This window comes from Pseudomonas sp. Fl4BN1 (assembly GCF_009908285.1).
GTDB lineage: Bacteria > Pseudomonadota > Gammaproteobacteria > Pseudomonadales > Pseudomonadaceae > Aquipseudomonas.
In genome coordinates, this window is sequence record NZ_JAAARM010000004.1 from 277,742 (window position 1) to 296,472 (window position 18,731).

Annotated in this window: 20 protein-coding genes; 12 read left to right on the forward strand and 8 right to left on the reverse strand. The window is 61.5% G+C overall.

Annotation, left to right across the window (positions count from 1 at the left end; all coding sequences use genetic code 11):
- Positions 1-65: 65 nt before the first annotated feature.
- From GV818_RS06815 to GV818_RS06830, 4 genes are all read left to right on the forward strand, one after another.
- Positions 66-476: a translation initiation factor 2 gene (locus GV818_RS06815; protein WP_161753802.1), complete on the forward strand. Its 411-nt coding sequence runs from the start codon at positions 66-68 to the stop codon at positions 474-476.
- Positions 477-483: 7 nt separating this feature from the next.
- Positions 484-1,161, forward strand: coding sequence for a response regulator transcription factor (locus GV818_RS06820; protein ID WP_161753804.1), 678 nt, complete (start codon positions 484-486; stop codon positions 1,159-1,161).
- Between the two features lie 161 nt (positions 1,162-1,322).
- On the forward strand, positions 1,323-1,766 hold the full coding sequence (locus GV818_RS06825; RefSeq protein ID WP_161776117.1) for an LTXXQ domain protein: 444 nt from the start codon (positions 1,323-1,325) through the stop codon (positions 1,764-1,766).
- A 67-nt stretch (positions 1,767-1,833) separates the two neighbouring features.
- Positions 1,834-3,174 (forward strand): sensor histidine kinase, encoded by a 1,341-nt coding sequence (locus GV818_RS06830; protein ID WP_161776119.1) that lies wholly within the window; start codon positions 1,834-1,836, stop codon positions 3,172-3,174.
- An 82-nt stretch (positions 3,175-3,256) separates the two neighbouring features.
- Here the strand turns inward: GV818_RS06830 and GV818_RS06835 are convergent, their stop codons facing one another.
- Positions 3,257-3,823, reverse strand: coding sequence for an NAD(P)H nitroreductase (locus tag GV818_RS06835; RefSeq protein WP_161753810.1), 567 nt, complete (start codon positions 3,821-3,823; stop codon positions 3,257-3,259).
- Positions 3,824-3,935: 112 nt separating this feature from the next.
- Here GV818_RS06835 and GV818_RS06840 point away from each other — a divergent pair, with 112 nt between their 5' ends.
- Positions 3,936-5,390, forward strand: coding sequence for a TrkH family potassium uptake protein (locus GV818_RS06840; protein WP_161753812.1), 1,455 nt, complete (start codon positions 3,936-3,938; stop codon positions 5,388-5,390).
- Here the strand turns inward: GV818_RS06840 and GV818_RS06845 are convergent.
- Positions 5,347-6,408 carry an AraC family transcriptional regulator gene (locus tag GV818_RS06845; protein ID WP_161753814.1) on the reverse strand — a complete coding sequence of 354 codons (1,062 nt, stop codon included), beginning with the start codon at positions 6,406-6,408 and terminating at the stop codon, positions 5,347-5,349. The two genes, GV818_RS06840 and GV818_RS06845, sit on opposite strands and share 44 nt — an antisense overlap.
- A 160-nt stretch (positions 6,409-6,568) precedes the next feature.
- On the opposite strand from GV818_RS06845, the gene GV818_RS06850 reads away from it, so the two are divergent.
- On the forward strand, positions 6,569-6,880 hold the full coding sequence (locus GV818_RS06850) for a DUF962 domain-containing protein (RefSeq protein ID WP_161776121.1): 312 nt from the start codon (positions 6,569-6,571) through the stop codon (positions 6,878-6,880).
- A 98-nt stretch (positions 6,881-6,978) separates the two neighbouring features.
- Positions 6,979-7,569 carry an HD domain-containing protein gene (locus GV818_RS06855; protein ID WP_161776123.1) on the forward strand — a complete coding sequence of 197 codons (591 nt, stop codon included), beginning with the start codon at positions 6,979-6,981 and terminating at the stop codon, positions 7,567-7,569.
- Positions 7,570-7,589: 20 nt separating this feature from the next.
- Here the strand turns inward: GV818_RS06855 and GV818_RS06860 are convergent, their stop codons facing one another.
- Entirely contained in the window at positions 7,590-8,411 is an 822-nt protein-coding gene (locus tag GV818_RS06860) for a UDP-2,3-diacylglucosamine diphosphatase (protein ID WP_161753820.1), read from the reverse strand.
- A 132-nt stretch (positions 8,412-8,543) separates the two neighbouring features.
- Between GV818_RS06860 and GV818_RS06865 the strand changes: the two genes are divergently transcribed.
- Positions 8,544-9,359 (forward strand): helix-turn-helix transcriptional regulator, encoded by an 816-nt coding sequence (locus GV818_RS06865; RefSeq protein ID WP_161776125.1) that lies wholly within the window; start codon positions 8,544-8,546, stop codon positions 9,357-9,359.
- A gap of 51 nt (positions 9,360-9,410) precedes the next feature.
- Complete coding sequence (locus tag GV818_RS06870; protein WP_161776127.1) at positions 9,411-10,304, forward strand: DMT family transporter; 894 nt, start codon at positions 9,411-9,413, stop codon at positions 10,302-10,304.
- Here GV818_RS06870 and GV818_RS06875 read toward each other — a convergent pair.
- Positions 10,298-10,585 carry a SelT/SelW/SelH family protein gene (locus GV818_RS06875; RefSeq protein ID WP_161753826.1) on the reverse strand — a complete coding sequence of 96 codons (288 nt, stop codon included), beginning with the start codon at positions 10,583-10,585 and terminating at the stop codon, positions 10,298-10,300. The two genes, GV818_RS06870 and GV818_RS06875, sit on opposite strands and share 7 nt — an antisense overlap.
- A 72-nt stretch (positions 10,586-10,657) precedes the next feature.
- On the opposite strand from GV818_RS06875, the gene GV818_RS06880 reads away from it, so the two are divergent.
- On the forward strand, positions 10,658-12,847 hold the full coding sequence (locus GV818_RS06880; protein ID WP_161776179.1) for a patatin-like phospholipase family protein: 2,190 nt from the start codon (positions 10,658-10,660) through the stop codon (positions 12,845-12,847).
- 85 nt (positions 12,848-12,932) lie between these two features.
- Here the strand turns inward: GV818_RS06880 and GV818_RS06885 are convergent, their stop codons facing one another.
- Positions 12,933-13,367 (reverse strand): MarR family transcriptional regulator, encoded by a 435-nt coding sequence (locus GV818_RS06885; RefSeq protein WP_161753828.1) that lies wholly within the window; start codon positions 13,365-13,367, stop codon positions 12,933-12,935.
- Positions 13,368-13,486: 119 nt separating this feature from the next.
- Positions 13,487-15,613: a DNA helicase RecQ gene (gene recQ / locus GV818_RS06890; protein WP_161776129.1), complete on the reverse strand. Its 2,127-nt coding sequence runs from the start codon at positions 15,611-15,613 to the stop codon at positions 13,487-13,489.
- 274 nt (positions 15,614-15,887) lie between these two features.
- Here recQ and GV818_RS06895 point away from each other — a divergent pair, with 274 nt between their 5' ends.
- Entirely contained in the window at positions 15,888-16,475 is a 588-nt protein-coding gene (locus tag GV818_RS06895) for a YecA family protein (RefSeq protein WP_161753831.1), read from the forward strand.
- Positions 16,476-16,485: 10 nt separating this feature from the next.
- Positions 16,486-16,881, forward strand: coding sequence for a YbaN family protein (locus GV818_RS06900; RefSeq protein ID WP_161753833.1), 396 nt, complete (start codon positions 16,486-16,488; stop codon positions 16,879-16,881).
- 89 nt (positions 16,882-16,970) lie between these two features.
- On the opposite strand, the gene GV818_RS06905 is transcribed toward GV818_RS06900, so the two are convergent.
- The gene (locus GV818_RS06905) at positions 16,971-17,567 is read right to left on the reverse strand and encodes a tRNA-uridine aminocarboxypropyltransferase (RefSeq protein WP_161776131.1); all 597 of its coding nucleotides are present in this window, start codon (positions 17,565-17,567) and stop codon (positions 16,971-16,973) included.
- Between the two features lie 9 nt (positions 17,568-17,576).
- The gene (locus GV818_RS06910; RefSeq protein ID WP_161753837.1) at positions 17,577-18,470 is read right to left on the reverse strand and encodes a LysR family transcriptional regulator; all 894 of its coding nucleotides are present in this window, start codon (positions 18,468-18,470) and stop codon (positions 17,577-17,579) included.
- Positions 18,471-18,731: the final 261 nt, after the last annotated feature.

The window sequence follows — 18,731 nt, forward strand, 5'->3', positions numbered from 1 at the left end:
TCGCTCATTATTCTCGTTTGACGGCCGACAACCTGCCCAACACTCGATTGGAATCAGGAGTTTCGATGCGCCAAGGTCCGCTGTGCCTGCTGTTGGTCATGTTGTCGATCGGGGCTCCGGCCCTTGCCGAGGAAACTCAGGAATCCGGTCATTCGACGCCGCTCTCCCTGAGCGCCGGCAGTCAGATCACCGAGTTGCAGCAACGCTTGAAAGAAAGCGAGCGCCTGCGTGATGAATTGAGCAAACAATTGCAAAGTGCCGATGCCGAACGGGAAAGCGCCCAGCTGACCCGCTTGCGCCAAGACAATCAGCGCCTCAAGCTACAACTCAAAGAGACCCAGGCCAACCCGGCGCCACCTCTGATGACCGACCAGCAACAATGGTTCGTGACCGGCGGCGGAGTGGCCCTCATCGCCCTGCTCTGCGGTATCTTTGCCAGTGGCGGACACCGCAAGCGTCGACAATGGCTAAATTGAGTGATTCATGAGCGACCTGTTACTGATTGATGATGACCAGGAGCTGTGCGAGCTCCTGAGCAGTTGGCTGAGCCAGGAAGGCTTTCTGGTGCGGGCCTGTCACGATGGACTGAGCGCACGCCGGGCGCTGGCCGAGACCGCGCCGGCAGCCGTGGTACTGGACGTGATGTTGCCCGACGGCAGTGGCCTGGAACTGCTCAAGCAATTGCGCAACGACCATCCCGACCTGCCGGTGCTGATGCTTTCAGCCCGTGGCGAACCGCTGGACCGCATCCTCGGCCTGGAACTGGGCGCTGACGACTACCTGGCCAAGCCGTGCGACCCTCGCGAGCTCACCGCCCGCTTGCGTGCCGTGCTGCGCCGCAGCCACCCGGTGGCAACCTCCAGCCAGATGGAGCTGGGCGACCTGTGCTTCAGCCCGATTCGTGGCGTAGCCACCATTGATGAGCAGGACATAACCCTGACGGTCTCCGAAAGTCGCCTGCTCGAGGCCCTGCTCAAGCAACCGGGCGAACCCCTGGACAAGCAGGAGCTGGCGCAGATTGCCCTGGGCCGCAAGCTGACCCTGTATGACCGCAGCCTGGACATGCACGTCAGTAACCTGCGCAAAAAGATCGGCCCCCATCCTGACGGCCGCCCGCGGATCGTTGCCCTGCGCAGCCGCGGCTACTACTACAGCCTGTAAACAAACCCTGGGGCCTGTCTGCGTTACCGCGACGGAAATTTGTCAGGTCCAGGGATTCTTGTCTTTACCCAAGCTTTACCCTCCGCTGACCGCCGCTGACCTTGATCTGCGTAACCTGAGCTCATCCGGAACTCACCGGGAACGAGACAAGGAGACACACCATGCGCAAGACCCTGATCGCTCTGATGTTCGCCGCCGCTCTGCCGACCGTGGCCATGGCCATGGCCATGCCTGAAGGCAACGGCCCGATGGGCCCAATGGACGGCCCTCGGCACAGCGAACACATGCGCGGCAAAGGCCTCTTCAGCCAACTGGACCTGAGCCGCGAGCAGCGCCAGCAGATCGGCAAGCTGATGGGCGAGCAAATGCACGAACGCAAAGCGCTCGTAGAGAAATACCTGGAGAAACTCTCCCCGGCCGACCAGAAAGCCATGAAAGACGAACAGGCCGCCAAGCAGCAGAAAACCCAGGCCGACATCCGCGCCCTGCTCAAGCCTGACCAGCAGAAAGAGTTCGACGCCATGGTAAAGAAACAACAGGAACGTCGCGCCGAGTGGGCGCAGTTCAAAGAGTGGAAGGCGCAACAACCGCAAAAAGCGCAATAATGTTTTAGCTTTCACCCCTAGCCCAGTGGCCTCCCCCCACTGGGCTTTCTGCGTTCGAGGAGTTCCTGTGCGTTCATTGTTCTGGCGCATCCTGGCCAGCTTCTGGCTGGCCATCACCCTGGTTGCAGGGCTATCGATCCTGCTCGGGCACATGCTCAATCAGGACGCCTGGATTCTCAGTCGTCATCCAGGTCTCAACAGTCTTGCCGAAGAGTGGACGCAAACCTACGAGACCCAAGGCGAGGACGCCGCCCAGGACATCCTCCAGCAGCGCAAGCGTCAGTACCACATTGACGTGCAGGTACTCAACGAGAGCGGGGACCCGGTGGTCCGCGGGACTTTCCCACGCCGCGCCGCGGCGTTCGAGGCCCGGCAGAACAATGACGACCGGCACCTGCCCTGGCGCCGCCTGACAGCGGAATACACCAGTCCGAAAACCAGTGACACCTACCTGTTCATCTATCGCATCCCACACCCGGAACTGGATGCCTGGCATCGCGACAGCCTGACCTGGCCCCTCAGTGCCCTGGCCATTGCCCTGGTGGTGCTGACGCTGTTCAGCTTGTTGGTGACGCTGTCCATCACCCGTCCCCTGAGCCGTTTGCGCGGGGCCGTCCACGACCTGGGCCAGGCCACTTATCAGCAGAACAGCCTGGCGCGCCTGGCCAACCGCCGTGATGAGTTCGGGGTCCTGGCTCGGGACTTCAATCGCATGGGGTCACGCCTGCAGAGCCTGATCGGTAGCCAACGCCAACTGCTCCGGGATGTTTCCCACGAATTGCGTTCACCCCTGGCGCGCCTGCGCATCGCCTTGGCGCTGGCGGAGCGGGCTGCTCCCGAAGAGCGGGAAAAACTCTGGCCTCGGCTAACCCGTGAATGTGACCGCCTGGAAGCCCTGATCAGCGAAATCCTGGTACTGGCCCGCGTCGATGCGGACAATGCCAGTGCCGAAGAAGTCGACCTCAACGCCTTGCTGCTGACCCTGCAAAAAGACGCGCAACTGGCCTGCCCCGAACAGCCAGTGCAGATCGATGCCCAAGCGCAATTGAGCCTGCGCGGCTGGCCGACCATGCTCGAACGGGCCATGGACAACCTGTTGCGCAACGCTCAGCGCTTCAACCCTGTGGGACAACCCATCGAAGTCCTGGCTCAACGCCAGGGCGACAAGATCCTGATCAGCGTGCGTGATCACGGCCCAGGCGTGGATGCCGAACACCTGAACCAGTTGGGAGAACCCTTCTTCCGCGCGCCGGGACAAAACACATCAGGTCATGGACTGGGACTGGCCATCGCCCGCCGCGCAGCAGAACGCCATGGCGGCAGCCTGATACTGGCCAATCACAGTCAGAACGGTTTTATCGCGACCCTGGAACTCCCCCTGGTTCCTGGTGCCCTGGCCCCGGTATGAATGCAACATGGGCAAGCCGCCTCTGCCCCATTGAGCAGAAACGGGCTTGCCCACGGTGCAGCCCAAAACCGGGCCGGAATGATCAGGCCTTGGCGCTCCAGGCGCTGACGAACTCGGTGGTATCGACTTTCGCCGCGACCCTTGGCTCGTTCAACGGCGTCCCCAGATACAGGAAGGCGATGATCTCTTCACCTTCCGCCAACCCCAGCCCCTTGGCCACATGGGCCGAGTAGGACAACTCGCCGGTGCGCCACACCGCGCCGATGCCCTGGGCATAGGCCGCCAGCAGGATGCCATGGGCGGCGCAGCCCGCAGCCAGCAACTGCTCGGACTTGGGAACCTTGAAGTGCTCCTGCAAGCGGGCCACCACCACAACCACCAGCGGCGCGCGCAAGGGCATCGCCCGGGCCTTGTCCAACGCGGCCGGAGTCACCTCGCCAGCCTCCTGCTGTACCGCTTCTGCCAGCAACTCGCCCAACTGCTGACGGGCCTCGCCTTCGACCGTCAGAAACCGCCAGGGGCGCAATTGACCATGATCCGGCGCACGCATGGCAGCGCTGAACAACACCTCACGCTGTGCGGCGGTAGGTGCAGGCTCCACCAGACGAGGCACGGAAACACGGTTGAGCAAAGCGTCGAGAGCCTCCATCGGCCACCTCCTGAAAAAAAGTCCGCCCATTCTAACCGGCGGAGTGCCGGTTTACATGCCCTGCACCGCAGGTAGAATGAGCGCCCTTCTTTTATCACCCCGAGCGGACCCCATGGCGTTGCCGACTTTACGGATCATTGGTTTCATCATCGGCATCTTCCTCATCACCCTGGCCATCGCCATGGTCGTGCCCATGGCGACACTGGTGATCTTCGAACGCACCGGTGATCTGCCGTCGTTCCTCTGGGCCAGCATGATCACCTTCATCGCCGGCCTGGCCCTGGTGATTCCCGGGCGCCCCGAGCACATTCACTTGCGACCGCGGGACATGTACCTGCTGACAGTCTCAAGCTGGCTGGTGGTATGCATCTTTGCCGCCCTGCCGTTCCTGCTGACCCAGCACATCAGCTACACCGATTCATTCTTTGAAAGCATGTCCGGCATCACCGCCACCGGCGCCACCGTACTCAGCGGCCTGGACAGCATGTCCCCGGGCATCCTGATCTGGCGTTCGATGCTGCACTGGCTGGGGGGGATCGGCTTCATCGGCATGGCGGTGGCGATTCTGCCGCTGCTGCGCATCGGCGGCATGCGCCTGTTCCAGACCGAGTCTTCGGACCGCTCCGAGAAAGTCATGCCTCGCTCACACATGGTGGCGCGGCTGATCGTCGCCACCTATGTCGGCATTACCATCTTCGGCAGCCTGGCGTTCTGGTGGGCCGGCATGACGGTATTCGACGCCATCAACCACGCCATGTCGGCAATTTCCACCGGCGGTTTCTCCACCTCCGACGACTCTCTGGCCCACTGGAAACAACCAGCAGTGCACTGGGTGGCGATCGTGGTGATGATCCTCGGCAGCCTGCCTTTCGCCCTGTACGTGGCAACCCTGCGCGGCAACCGCCGTGCGCTGATCAAGGACCAGCAGGTTCAAGGCTTGCTCGGCCTGTTGCTAGTGACCTGGCTGGTACTCGGCACCTGGTACTGGTGGACCACCGACCTGCACTGGCTGGATGCCTTGCGCCACGTGGCACTGAACGTGACCTCGGTGGTCACCACCACCGGTTTTGCCCTGGGTGACTACAGCCTGTGGGGCAATTTCTCGCTGATGCTGTTCTTCTACCTGGGGTTCGTCGGTGGCTGTTCGGGATCGACTGCCGGCGGGATCAAGATCTTCCGTTTCCAGGTCGCCTACATCCTGCTCAAGGCCAACCTCAATCAACTGATCCACCCGCGCGCGGTGATCAAGCAGAAGTACAACGGTCATCGCCTGGATGAGGAAATCGTCCGTTCGATCCTCACCTTCTCGTTCTTCTTCGCCATCACCATCTGCATGATTGCCCTGGCCCTGTCGCTGCTGGGCCTGGACTGGATGACCGCCCTGACCGGCGCCGCCAGCACCGTGTCCGGGGTGGGCCCGGGTCTGGGAGAAACCATTGGCCCGGCCGGCAATTTCTCCACCCTGCCGGACGCTGCCAAGTGGATCCTGTCCCTGGGGATGCTGCTGGGCCGACTGGAAATCATCACGGTGTTTGTACTGTGTATTCCGGCGTTCTGGCGTCATTGATCGAGACTGGCATCTCCAGCAGCCGCGCCCGGTACTCACCGGGCGTGACATCGAACCAGCGACGGAATGCACGGAAGAAGTTGCTCGGATCGGCAAACCCCAGCAGATAGGCAATCTCCAGCAAGGTCATGTTCGGCTGCGCCAGGTACTGCTCGGCCAATTCACGGCGCGTATCGTCGAGCAGGGTCTGGAAACTGGTGCCCTCTTCCTGCAGGCGGCGTTGCAAAGTGCGCTGGGACAGGTGCAGGGTCTGCGCCACCCTCTCACGCTTGGGCTCGCCCTGGGGCAGCAAACGGCACAATACCTGCCGCGCCTTGTGAGTCACTCGGCTCTCGGAGAACCGTGCCAGGTATTCGCCGGCAAACCGATCATGCAGCAAGGCCATGGCTTCATTGGCAGTGGGCAGTGGCGCTTCCATGTCGGCGCGCAGAAAAATCAGCGCATCGTAGGGTGCGGCAAACACCAGGGGCGCATGGAACATCTCCTTGTAAGGCTGCACGTCCAATGGTTGCTCCCCTTGCAGCAACACCTTGCGGGGCTGCAATACCCGCCCCGTCAGCCAGCCACACAGGGCCAGGGCACAGGCCAGCGAGGCTTCGGCGCTTTGCCGGGTGGGCGGCAGATGATCGCCATGTACGGTAAGGATCAATGCATAACCCTCAGGTAGAAGGCGAAAGCTCAGATCAGCGCTTTCGGCAATGATCCGCTGATAGCGCACCAGCCGTTGAAAACCCTCTGCCAGCGTACGACTCGACATCAGTGCATAACCGGCCACATGAAAGGACGCGGGGCGCACCACCTTGCCCATGTTCAAACCGATCGCCGGATTGCCGGAAACCTCGACGGCCCGCTGCCAGAGCCGGGTCATCGAGTCCTGGGTAAAGCGCGCGTCCGGGTCCTCCAAGGCGCCATAGTCAAGCCCGAGTTGCTTGAACAATGCCCGACAATCAAGGCCATCCATTTCCAGGGTTTTGACGATTCCCAGGGTCCAACTTGCAGAAGTCGTACGTTCGCTCATGAGGGTTACTTACATGATGAGCCGCATGCTACGGCCAATTTCCCAAGGATACTAAAGTGGCGCCTATTGTCACTGGCCAGTACCGCCAAGGACTCTAGACTCAAATAAGCTCCCCGCAGAACATCCCGCTCGCAGAACAACAAGCACAGAGATCGCGGCCATGGAAAACACTCGACAGTTCAACAGCTTCGCCGAGTTCTACCCCTACTACTTGAGCGAACACAGCGACAGCACTTGCCGGCGCCTGCATTTCATCGGCACCAGCCTGGTGATCTTCCTCCTGGCCTTCGCCATCGGCAAAGGTGCCTGGCTGTTGCTGCTGGCCTTGCCCCTGGCCGGCTATGGTTTTGCCTGGGCCGGGCATTTCTTCTTCGAGAAAAACCGCCCTGCAACCTTTCAGCATCCGCTGTACAGCCTGCTGGGGGATTTCGTCATGTACCGCGACATGATCCTCGGCAAGGTGCCTTTCTAGGCCCGACTGGACAGCAAGCCGTCCCGCACAGCCACTGCGATGGCAAGGGCCAGGCATACACTCGAGTCCTCCAGCCCAAAACAACAAGAGGATGGCCGATGAGCACTCAAGCACGCTTCACCCATATGCAGGACGGCACCCCCGAGGACTGGGCGATCATCGCCGCGGACTTCAGTGCCTACGCCAAGCAATTACCCGCACGCATCCTGCTTCACCTGCAACTGCTGAAAGGCGATTTCGGCGGTTTCCCGGTGGATCGCCTGACCCACTCGCTGCAGACCGCCAGCCGCGCCTGGCATGATGGGCGCGACGAGGAGTACGTGGTCTGCGCCCTCCTCCACGACATCGGTGACACCCTGGGTTCCTACAATCATCCGGACATCGCCGCGGCCATTCTCAAGCCCTTTGTCAGTGCCGAGAACCTGTGGATGGTTGAGAAGCACGGCATATTCCAGGGCTACTACTTCTTTCATCACCTGGGCATGGACCGCCATCTGCGGGAGCAATTCAAGGATCACCCGCTGTACCAGCGTACCGCCGAGTTCTGCGCCAACTACGACGCAGCGGCCTTCGATCCCGCCTATGAAAGCCTGCCCCTGAGCTTCTTCGAGCCAATGCTGCAGCGCCTGTTCGCCCAACCTCGGCAATCGCTGTACAAGGCGGCCATGGAACAATCCAGCCGCGCCTGAGGCGTGATCATCGACGCGGTTCAGGCCGGCTCCGCCATCTTCACTTGCTCGGCCTTGAGCTGGGCTTCTCGGGCCTGCGCCTCGGCCAGGCGGTAGAGCTCGATAGTGCCGTCCCAGTGTTCGATCAAGGCTGTGCAGGACTCCACCCAATCACCGCAATTGAGGTAGTCCACCTCGCCGACTTTGCGGATCTCGGCATGGTGAATATGCCCGCACACCACCCCGTGCAACTCGCGCTTGACGCACTCATGGGCGATGGCCTCCTCAAAATCGCTGATAAAGCTCACGGCGGTCTTCACCTTGTGCTTGAGGTAGGCCGACAACGACCAGTAACCGTAGCCGTAGCGCGCCCGCCAGTGGTTGAGCCAGCGATTGAGGGTCAGGGTGAACTCATAGGCCGAGTCGCCGAGGAAGGCCAGCCAGCGATGATAACGGGTGATGACGTCGAACTGATCGCCATGGATCACCAGCAGATGGCGCCCGTCTGCGGTGACGTGCACCGCCTCGTCCACCAACTGGATATTGCCCAGGATAAGCTTGGAATAACGGCGCAGGAACTCATCATGGTTACCGGTGACGTAAATCACCTCGGTACCGCGCTTGCTCATGGTCAGCAAGCGGCGGATCACATTGGTATGGGCTTGAGGCCAGTACATGCCTCCGCGCAGCTTCCAGCCATCGATGATGTCGCCCACCAGGTAAATGCGATCGGCGTGATACCCCTTGAGAAACCGTGCAAGGTGCTCCGCCTGGCAATCCCGGGTGCCCAGGTGCACATCTGAAATCCATAAGGTCCGTACCCGTTGCTTGCGGCTGGGTCTGGCAAGTTCGGCATGAGTCATGGACGCTCTCCGGGATTTTTTGCGAGCTTGCGCCCCAGCGATTAATAGCCCATGACAAAAATGCGGCAGAGCGATGACAGCGCGAATCGCCCGACCGCCGGTGTAGAATGCCGGTCTGCCAAGGAGACCGTGATGGGTTCTATCCTCACCCTGCGCCACTACAGCCACGACCTGATCGCCCACAGCCATGAACACCCGCAATTGGTGTTCGGCCTCTCGGGCCAGCTCGACTTCGAAGTCGAAGGCCAGGGCAGCCAGGTGCAGCAGCAGAGCTTCGTGGTAGTGCCGGCCGGTGCCCGGCATGTCTGCGGCAGCCCCAGGGGCAGTCATTGCCTGGTGCTGGACGTGCCCGGCGAACACTGGCTGAAGCAGTCCCTGGGGGAACATGCCGAAGCCAGTCGACGCCTGCTCGACAGCCCCCTGCGCCGGGCCCTGGAGCCAAGCCAGAGCCGTCTGGTCAACTGGCTGGCAGACAGTCCCGTGGACGACCCATTGATTGCCCAACAAGGGGCCGTACTGCTGTTGGCCAGTCTCAATCATTCGGCGTGCAGCCACCCCGGCGAACGTCGACTGCCCTACGCCGCCCTGAAGGCCTATATCGATCGCCACGCCGCCCACCCATTGCAAGTGGCCGACCTGGCACGGATTGCCGATATTTCCGCTGCTCGCCTGCACGCACGGTTCATTGCCGAATACGGGCGCACACCCATGGATTATGTTCGTCACCGACGCCTGGAGATGGCCTTGGAACTCTTGCGCGGTTCAACACTGCCCATTGGCGAAGTCGCTAGCCGCGTGGGTTACAACTCTCAAAGTGCGTTTGCCGCGGCAATACTGCGTGAGTTCGGCCATTCGCCGCGCCAGCTCAGGCAGAAGGCGAACGCTAATCTCTCGACAAAAAACGCCAGGATCGCGACAGACGACGCTGCCGGCTCGCTCGTAGACTAATACCTTTACCGTCTCGAGCCATCACTGGCCGTCTTGTTGTTAAGGATAAAAATGACTCCGCGTACCGCCCTTGGCGCGCTGCATATCGGCGCCCTGATGTTCGGCCTGACTGGCGTGTTCGGTAAGCTGGCCGCCGCCTCGCCCGCCGTTATCGTGTTCGGTCGCGCCGCCTTTGCCGTACTTGCCCTGGGCTTCTTCGCCCGTCTGGCGAGCAACACGCCCTGGAAGAAACTGGCCACCGGTGACTGGCAGCGCCTGCTGCTCAGCGGCCTGCTCCTGGCCGGTCACTGGGTGAGTTTTTTCATCGCCGTGAAAGTTGCCGGAGTAGCTATCGCCACCTTGGGTTTTGCCAGCTTCCCGGCCTTCACGGTGATTCTCGAAGGGTTGATCTTCCGCGAGCGGATTCGTTTCAACGAGCTGCTACTGGTGGTCCTGGTGAGTATCGGACTGGTATTGGTCACCCCGGACTTCGATCTGGCCAGCCAGGCCACCACCGGCCTGCTGTGGGCCGTGGGCTCAGGCCTGCTGTTCGCCTTGCTGTCATTGAACAATCGCGCCAGTTCCGGACGGATTCCAGCGGTGCAGGCCGCCTTCTGCCAGAACGTCGTGGTAGCCCTGTGCCTGTTGCCAGTGGCGGCGCCAGAGCTTGGGCAGGTGCGGGCCATGGACTGGCTGTGGATCAGCCTGCTGGGGATTTTCTGCACCGGCCTGGCCCATAGCCTGTTCGTCGCCAGCCTGGCGGTGATCAAGGCACGCACCGCCGCGGTGGTCTTTGCCCTGGAACCGGTCTACGGGATTACCGTGGCCTGGCTGCTGTTCGGCGAAAATCCGACCCTGCGCATGTTGCTGGGTGGAGCGCTGATCATTGTCGCGATCGTGGTATCGAGCCGACTGTCCGTGGGCTCAGGCAACAAGACGGCCAGCGTACAGGCCGAGACTCACTGACTCCGGTCGTTGTGACCGAGGTCTCGCTCTGGGTCGATCTGGTCGCGAACCCGCTGCTTCAGGACCTTGGCCTCGGGAAAACCGCCGTCGGCCTTGCGTTCCCAGATCTGGACCCCGTTGCAGGTGATGCGAAAGGTGCCACCGGTAGCGGGCTCCAGGGATACCTTGCCAAGGTCATCGCTGAAGGTGCTCAACAGCTCCTGGGCCAACCAGGCCGCCCGCAGCAGCCACTGGCATTGAGTGCAATAGGTGATGACCACTTCGGGTTTACGTTCAGTCATGGTACATGCCGACTCCTGAGTTCAAGGGCGTCGCTATAATAGCCGGCTTTATCGCCCGCCCCGAGAACCATGATGCGCCGCCTGCTGTCCTGCCTGTTGCTCTGCCTGCTGCCTCTGATCGCTCAATCCGCAGAAACTCCACGACCGAAAATCGGCCTGGTGCTGTCGGGCGGTGCTGCCCGCGGCCTGGCGCATGTCGGTGTGCTCAAGGCCCTGGAAGAACAAGGCATCCGCATTGATGCGATTGCTGGCACCAGCATGGGCGCGGTGATTGGCGGGCTCTACGCCTCTGGCTACAGCATCGACGAGTTGGAAAAACTCGCCCTGGACATCGACTGGAGGCAGGCGCTATCCGACGCACCGCCTCGGGAAGATGTGCCCTTTCGACGCAAGCAGGATGATCGGGATTTTCTGGTCAAACAGAAGCTCAGCTTCCGTGACGATGGCAGCCTGGGCCTGCCCCTGGGGGTGATCCAGGGCCAGAACCTGGCACTGCTGCTGGAGAGCAAGCTCGCCCACGCCAGCGATACCCGGGATTTCGACAAGCTGCCGATTCCTTTTCGGGCCGTGGCCACCGACATCGCCAGCGGTGAAAAAGTAGTGTTTCGCAAGGGCCATCTGCCCCGGGTGATCCGCGCCAGCATGTCGATTCCTGCCGTATTTGCTCCGGTGGAGCTGGACGGCCGGCTGCTGGTGGATGGCGGCATGACCGACAACATTCCTCTGGACGTGGCCCGGGACATGGGCGTCGACATTGCCATCGTGGTGGATATCGGCACCCCACTGCGCTCGCGCAAACAATTGAACACCGTCGTCGACGTGCTGAATCAGTCGATCACCCTGATGACCCGGCGCAACTCAGAAGAGCAGTTGGCAGCACTGCACAAGGACGACGTGCTGGTCCAGCCGTCGCTATCGAGTTTCGGCGTCACCGACTTTGGCCGTGCCCAGGAGATAATCGATGCGGGCTATCGCGCCACACGCCTGCTCGATGCGCGCCTGGCACGCCTGCGTCCGGCCCATCCGCTGGACGCCGGACTGAGTGCCGCGCGCCAACCCAGCCAGCGCACGCCGATCATCAGCGCAATCAAGGTGGAGAACGACTCCAAGGTCAGTGATGACGTGATCCGCTACTACATTCGCCAGCGCATTGGCGAGCCCCTGGACCTCGGTCGCCTGGAAACCGACATGGGCACGCTGTACGGTCTGGATTTCTTCGAGCAGGTGCAGTATCGCGTCAGCCATAAAGGCCAGGACAACACCCTGGTAATCAGCGCACGGGGCAAACGCAGCGGCACTGACTACCTGCGCCTGGGCCTGAACCTGTCCGATGACATGCGTGGCGACAGTGCTTTCAATATCGGCGCCAGCTACCGCATGAACGGCATCAACAGCCTCGGCGCGGAGTGGCTGACGCGGATGCAGATCGGTGACCGACAGGAGCTCTACAGCGAGTTCTACCAGCCATTGGATGCCGGCTCGCGCTACTTCATCGCGCCATTTATCGCGGCCGAGGCGCAGAATGTCGAGGCGGTGCTGGATAACGATCCGATCGCCGAGTACCGCGTGGAACGCTACGGCTTCGGCCTCAACCTGGGCCGGCAGATCGGCAACAGCGGTGAAGTGCGCCTCGGCGTCGGCGAAGCCTGGGGCAAAGCCGATGTGCGTATCGGCGACCACAGCCTGCCCAGTGAGAACTTCAACGAAGGTTACTACCAGTTGCAGTACTCCTTCGACTCCCTGGACAACGTCTACTTCCCCCACTCCGGCGAAGACATCGGCCTGACCCTGCGCCAGTTCGAACCGAGCATGGGTTCGGACAAGCGCTACCGGCAGTGGGAGTTCAAGCTGGACAAGGCACTGAGCAGCGGCCCCAGCACCTTTGTCTTGGGCGGGCGTTATGGGCGGACCCTGGACAATGCCGAAGTGGTCACCTCCAGTTTCCTGCTAGGCGGCGCCCGACAACTGTCCGGTTTCCGTCAGGATGCGCTGTCCGGGCAAAACATCAGCCTGGCCCGCGCCGTGTATTTCCGTCGACTGACGCCTCGCGCCTATCTGCCGCTGGATTTCCCGCTGTATCTGGGTGGATCACTGGAACGTGGGCGGGCATGGAACAACGATAATGCCTTTGACAGCGGCTATATCAACGCGGCGAGTATTTTCCTCGGCTTCGACACGCCGCTGGGGCCGTTGAACTTCAGCTACGGCTTCAACGACGACAACCAGAAAGCCTTGTCGCTGAACCTCGGCCAGACCTTCTGATCAAAGCGCACAGCGCAATCCGCATCGGAGCCAGGGGAACGGGAGAACAGGACGAACCGGGGTCAGGCAACCCCGGCTGATGGCTTCAGGACTTTTCCAGGTTATCCAGGATGCGCCCGTGAACACGCATGCAAACCCGCAGGTCTTCTTCGTCGACGCCAATGAACAGCTCGTGGCGCAAGGCGGTGGCAATGGTCTCGATCTGCTCGATCAATGGTCGAGCGGAGGGACAGAGAACGATCTTCTTCGCCCGGCGATCTTCTAACACCGATTGGCGCTGGACCAGCCCCTGGGTTTCCAGGCTATCCAGCAAGCGGGCCAGGGTCGGGCCTTCTACACCGACGCTTTGCGCCAGCTCGCGCTGGGTCGGCGCCTCTTCGAAACGGGCCAGGTGCAGCAGCACCAGCCAGCGGGCCTGGGACAGGCCGAGTCCGGCCAGGCGGCGGTCCAGTTCGGCACGCCAGCCGCGGGACATATGCGCCAGCTGCATACCAAAACGGTGTTCATCGGTTAACGGCATAAAACACTCATGATCAGACTGAAAATAAAGAGAACCTAATTATTAGTCAGCTAAGCATGCCCCTTGCTCGGAGGCAAGGCCTGTAAGGGACTGAATCGTTACAACATTGATTCACCCCCTTACATTTCAAACTCCGACTGCAATGCCGCGCGTACGCAGTACAACACCCCTTCAGGCACCCGTCCGGCGAAGGCCTGGAGAACCTCGGCTACCGGCGGCAACTCACCCTCGCCGTCGAGGAAAGCGTCCTGGATTTCCCCCAGCAGGTCTTCCGGTAAATCCAGTGCCTGCTCCAGGGACAACTGCTGCTTGCCAATGGCCTCGGCCAGCAGGGTGTAGACGTTCTTTTCCGTGCACTGCAGTTGGCCGGCGATCTGCACCGGGGTCATTCCGGCACGGGCCAGGGTAATCAACTCGTGGCGAACATCGGCGACCACTTTCGGCGCCTCGCCACCGCCCCCCAGCACGTCGAGGAACGCCGCACCGTAACGCTCCAGCTTGCGTGCACCGACGCCACTGACCTCGGCCATCTCCGACATAGAGCAAGGCTGGCTGCGAAGCATCTCCAGCAACGTCGAATCGGGGAAAATGACATAAGGCGGTACCCCATGCTCTTCCGCCAGTTTGCGCCGCAGGGCTCGCAGCGCCTCCCACTGCTCGCGCTCCTCGCCCCGTACCAGCTGGCTGGCCTGGCTGGAGCCGCTCTTGGGAGTGCTTTGCGGCTTGAGGTCGCGGCGCAGCTCCAGGGTCACTTCCCCCTTGAGCAGCGGCCGGCAGCTGTCGCTCAGGCGTAGGCCGCCGTAGCCTTCCAGGTCGATATCCGCCAGCCCACGAGCCACCAACTGTCGGAATAGAGAGCGCCATTCACCTTCACTGCGAGCCTTGCCAACACCGAATACCGACAGGTGCTGATGGCCGAAACTGCGAACCTTCTCCGTATCCTTGCCCAGCAGTACATCCACCAGATGACCGACGCCGTAACGCTGGCCCGTGCGAAAGATCGCCGACAGTGCCTGGCGCGCCGGCTCAGTAGCGTCCCAAGTCTGCACCCCATCGACGCAGTTATCGCAGTGGCCACAAGGTTGCGGCATGTCTTCATCGAAATAGGCCAGCAGGGTCTGGCGGCGGCAGCGGGTTTCCTCGCACAGCGCCAACATTGCGTCGAGCTTGTGCTGCTCGAGACGCTTGTGGCGCTCGTCGCCCTCGGAGTTCTGCAGCATCTGCTTGAGCATCAGCACATCCTGCAGCCCATAGGCCATCCAGGCATCCGCCGGCAGGCCATCACGGCCGGCACGACCGGTTTCCTGGTAATACGCCTCCAGGGACTTGGGCAAATCCATGTGGGCGACAAAACGCACGTTGGGTTTGTCGATACCCATGCCAAAGGCGATGGTGGCCACCATGATCAGGCCCTCCTCGTTGAGGAAGCGCTTCTGGTTATGGGCCCGCAGGTCGCTGGGCAGCCCGGCGTGATAAGACAGCGCGGTGAAACCCTGCTCACACAGGAAGGCCGTGACTTCATCGACCTTCTTGCGCGACAGGCAATAGACGATCCCGGCATCGCTGCGCCGCTCGTTGAGAAAAACCTGCAACTGCTTGCGCGGCTGCTCCTTGGGCACGATGCGGTAGAAGATGTTCGGTCGGTCGAAGCTCGAGAGAAAACGCTCGGCGTCCTGCAGGTGCAGGCGATTGACGATCTCTTCGCGGGTGCGCTTGTCGGCGGTGGCAGTCAGGGCAATGCGCGGTACATTCGGGAACATTTCCGCCAGTTGCCCCAACTGCAGGTACTCGGGACGGAAGTCATGCCCCCACTGGGACACGCAGTGGGCTTCGTCAATGGCGAACAGGGCGATGTCGAGATTCTGCAGGAACGCCAACATACGTGGTTGAACCAGGCGCTCAGGCGCCAGGTAAAGCATTTTCACCTCGCCACGACGGATGCGCGCAGCCAGGTCACGCTGCTGCTCGGCGCTCAGGGTAGAGTTCAGGGCAGCGGCTGCAACCCCCAGCTCCTCCAGCGTTGCAACCTGGTCATCCATCAACGCGATCAGCGGCGACACCACCACCGCAAGACCGTCACGAAGCAAGCCCGGGACCTGGAAGCACAGCGACTTGCCGCCACCGGTGGGCATCAGTACCAAGGCATCGCCGCCACTGGCCACGCGCTCAATGATCGCACCTTGGCGGCCACGGAAACTGTCGTAGCCGAAGATGTCCTTGAGGACGCGTTGAGCCTGTTCGAGCATGAAAAACTCCAAAAATCGCTGAAATCCCTGAACGCAGACTGGCCGAAAAGCCGGCTCGTTTCACCGACATTTGCGTTAGCGGACTTGTCCGGGCTCGCCGCCATGCCTGCAGGGCATCACAAAACGCGCGAGTATACCCGAGCCCTTCCCGACACAGGGCGCCGACTATGGACCGCCGGTAACCTTTAGAACCGCTCAAATCTGCCCCGCGGCTGGCTTGAGCGCTCAAGAAAGCCTAGAATTCAGCATCGTTTATTCCCAAGGTAGCCCGTCAATGTCCTTCGCTGAGCAACTAACCCGCCTGCAAGTCTTCCTCGACGCAGATGATCTGCATGACGAGGCGCTGGACTACGTGGCCGCTCACGGCTACCTGACCGCCCTGTCGATCTGTTCGGAAAGCGTACCCGACCGTGAGTGGATCGATGCGCTGTTCGCCGAAGAGCCTCACTACCGCGACGACGCCGAGCGCGAAGTGATCGAATCGACCCTGCTGGCGCTCAAGGCGCACATCGCCCGCCAACTGGCCTCCGACGAAGAGTTCGAGCTGCCCTGCGACCTCGACTTGGGCGACGTCCCGGACGACTCCGACCTGCGCGGCTGGTGCATCGGTTTCATGGAGGGCGTGTTCCTGCGCGAAGAGGCCTGGTTCGAAACCGCCGAAGATGAAGTCAGCGAAATGCTCCTGCCGATCATGGTGGGGTCCGGCCTGTTCGATGAACAGCCAGAGTTCTCCGATATCGCCAGCGATGCCAACCTGATGGACGACATGATCGTGCAGATTCCAGAAGCACTGACCGCGTTGTACCTGCTGTGCAACGCTCCCGACGAAAAGCCGGCGCTGCTCAAGCCTCGCCACCACTGAGTCGCCGCCTATGGCCAAGCCCATAGGCCAACGCCCCCTGCTATTGCGTTACGTTCTACTGGCCTGCGGCTGGCTGAGCGTAGCGCTGGGGGTACTCGGCATCTTCCTTCCGGTATTGCCCACCACGCCTTTCCTGTTGCTGGCAGCCGCCTGCTTCGCTCGCAGTTCGCCGCGTTTCTATCACTGGCTGGTGCAGCACCCGCGCCTGGGTCCCTGGATCCGCGACTATCTCGACGGCAATGGCATTCCGCTCAAGGGCAAAGTGTATGCCATCGGCCTGATGTGGCTGAGCATCGGTTTCTCCTGCTATCTGGTACCACTGCCCTGGGCACGGGGGTTCATGCTGACCAGTGCCGTGCTGGTGACGGTGTACATCCTGCGGCAGAAAACCTTGCGGCCTGCTTGAAGACAAGGTGCGATAGCGGAAACTCATAGCCGCTGCGCACCCCATCACAGTCTGCGGCAACGGCTACAGATTGCGGGACAGGATCTGGATCAAGGCTTGAGGTGATTGCGCTGGTAAGTGTGTTCACCCATCGCCGCAATCTGCCCTTCGATCAGGGCTTCGAACGGCCGCAACAAAGGCTCGAACGACAACGGAGCTTCCAGTACCTGCAAGGCCTGGACTATGGCTTCCAGGGTGGACAAGGCTCCAGGCCCCGGAGCCTTGCGCAACCGGTAGCGCGACTCCAGCACGGTCGCCAGGGTCACTCGCGGCAAGGCCGCCAGCAGCGGATTGTGGTGCAACAATTTGCGCGCCTTGCGCCAAGTGCCGTCTGGCACCACCAACAGCAGCGGTTCATCCGACGCCGCATAAGCCTGCAACGGCTGGGCATCATCTGCCGGGAACAACAGGCGCGCCTGGTAACCCGGACGGTTGAGCAACGCGGGTAAATCCTCGAACACTTCGCCGACGACCAACTCCGCATTGCTCAGGCCCAAAGCCGCCAGCCGCGCCGTATTCAGCGCGTGGTTGACCTCACTGGGATGCTGCAACAACAGCACTCGGGTACGACTGGACAGCTCCGGGATCAACAGGCAAAGGCAGTGTTTTTCGGGGCGCAGGCAGCGCTCACAGCGAATTCTCGACATAGCGCCTCCTCAGGCCTGATTGAGCTGGGCTTTCAGCAGATCGCGAAAGGTCTGGATCAGCGGCTCACGACTGCGTCCGCGACGCACAATCATCGAGAACGGCGCTTGATAGCCGAAGGTTGCCGGCAACAATACCCGCAAGTCGCCCTTATCGGCCCAGGCCTGGGCGTAATGCTCCGGCAAGTAGCCAATGTAGGCGCCGGAAAGCACCAGAATCAGCTGTGCCTCCATGCTTTCCACCGTTGCCGCGCTGTGCTTGAAGCCATGCCGAGCCAATTCGGCCTGGCTCCAGTAGCCCCGGCCGACCATGCGCTGCTGGGTGATGACCTGCTCGGGAATGCGCCGCTCGTTGTACAGCGAATGCCGATTGCTGCAATACAGCCAGTGCTGCTCGCGGTACAGCGGCATGTACACCAGGCCGCTCATGCGCGTGGAGAAAGCGCCGATGGCCAGATCCAGGCGGTTGTCCTGCACCCCCAGTTGCAGTTCGTGGGGGCTCATCACCGACAGGTGCAAGTGTACCGCCGGATGTTCCTGGCTGTAGGCACCGATAGCTTCGGCGAACGGCAGGGCCTTGTCGCTGACGGTAGAGTCGATCACTCCGAGATTCAGGGTCCCGCGCAACTCGCCCTTGAGGGCTGCGGCGTACTGCTCGAAGCCTTCCAGCTCAGCCAACAGGCGCAGGGTTTCCTGGTGAAACAGCTCGCCCTTGCTGGTCAGGCTGAAACCGCCACGACCACGATGACAGAGCACCAGGCCCAGGGAGGCTTCCAACTGGCTCATGTAGGTGCTGATGGCCGAAGTCGAGAGATTGAGCTCGCGCTGGGCATTGGCGAATCCCTGATGTCGCACCACGCTGACGAAGATGCGTAATAGTTTCAGATCAGGTAAAGCGTTGGCCATGACAGGCTCCGGTAACAGGTGAAAAGACACCATCCCTGTGGCAAGAGCACTGGCTGCAACAGGGCAGCAATACCGTCCTGAGACACCCCAGCATTTTTCCAGCTCGAGCCCACAACCCTGATTGCGCGGGCTGCGCCACTGAGCGGGAGCACGCCCCCCGACCATAAAGGCTTTGGGGAACAGCGCGGGAGTCTAACGCGCCCACGGCCAATAGTTTAGAAAAAACTGAACTAAGTATTTGTTCGTAGCGATTCTTTCCCC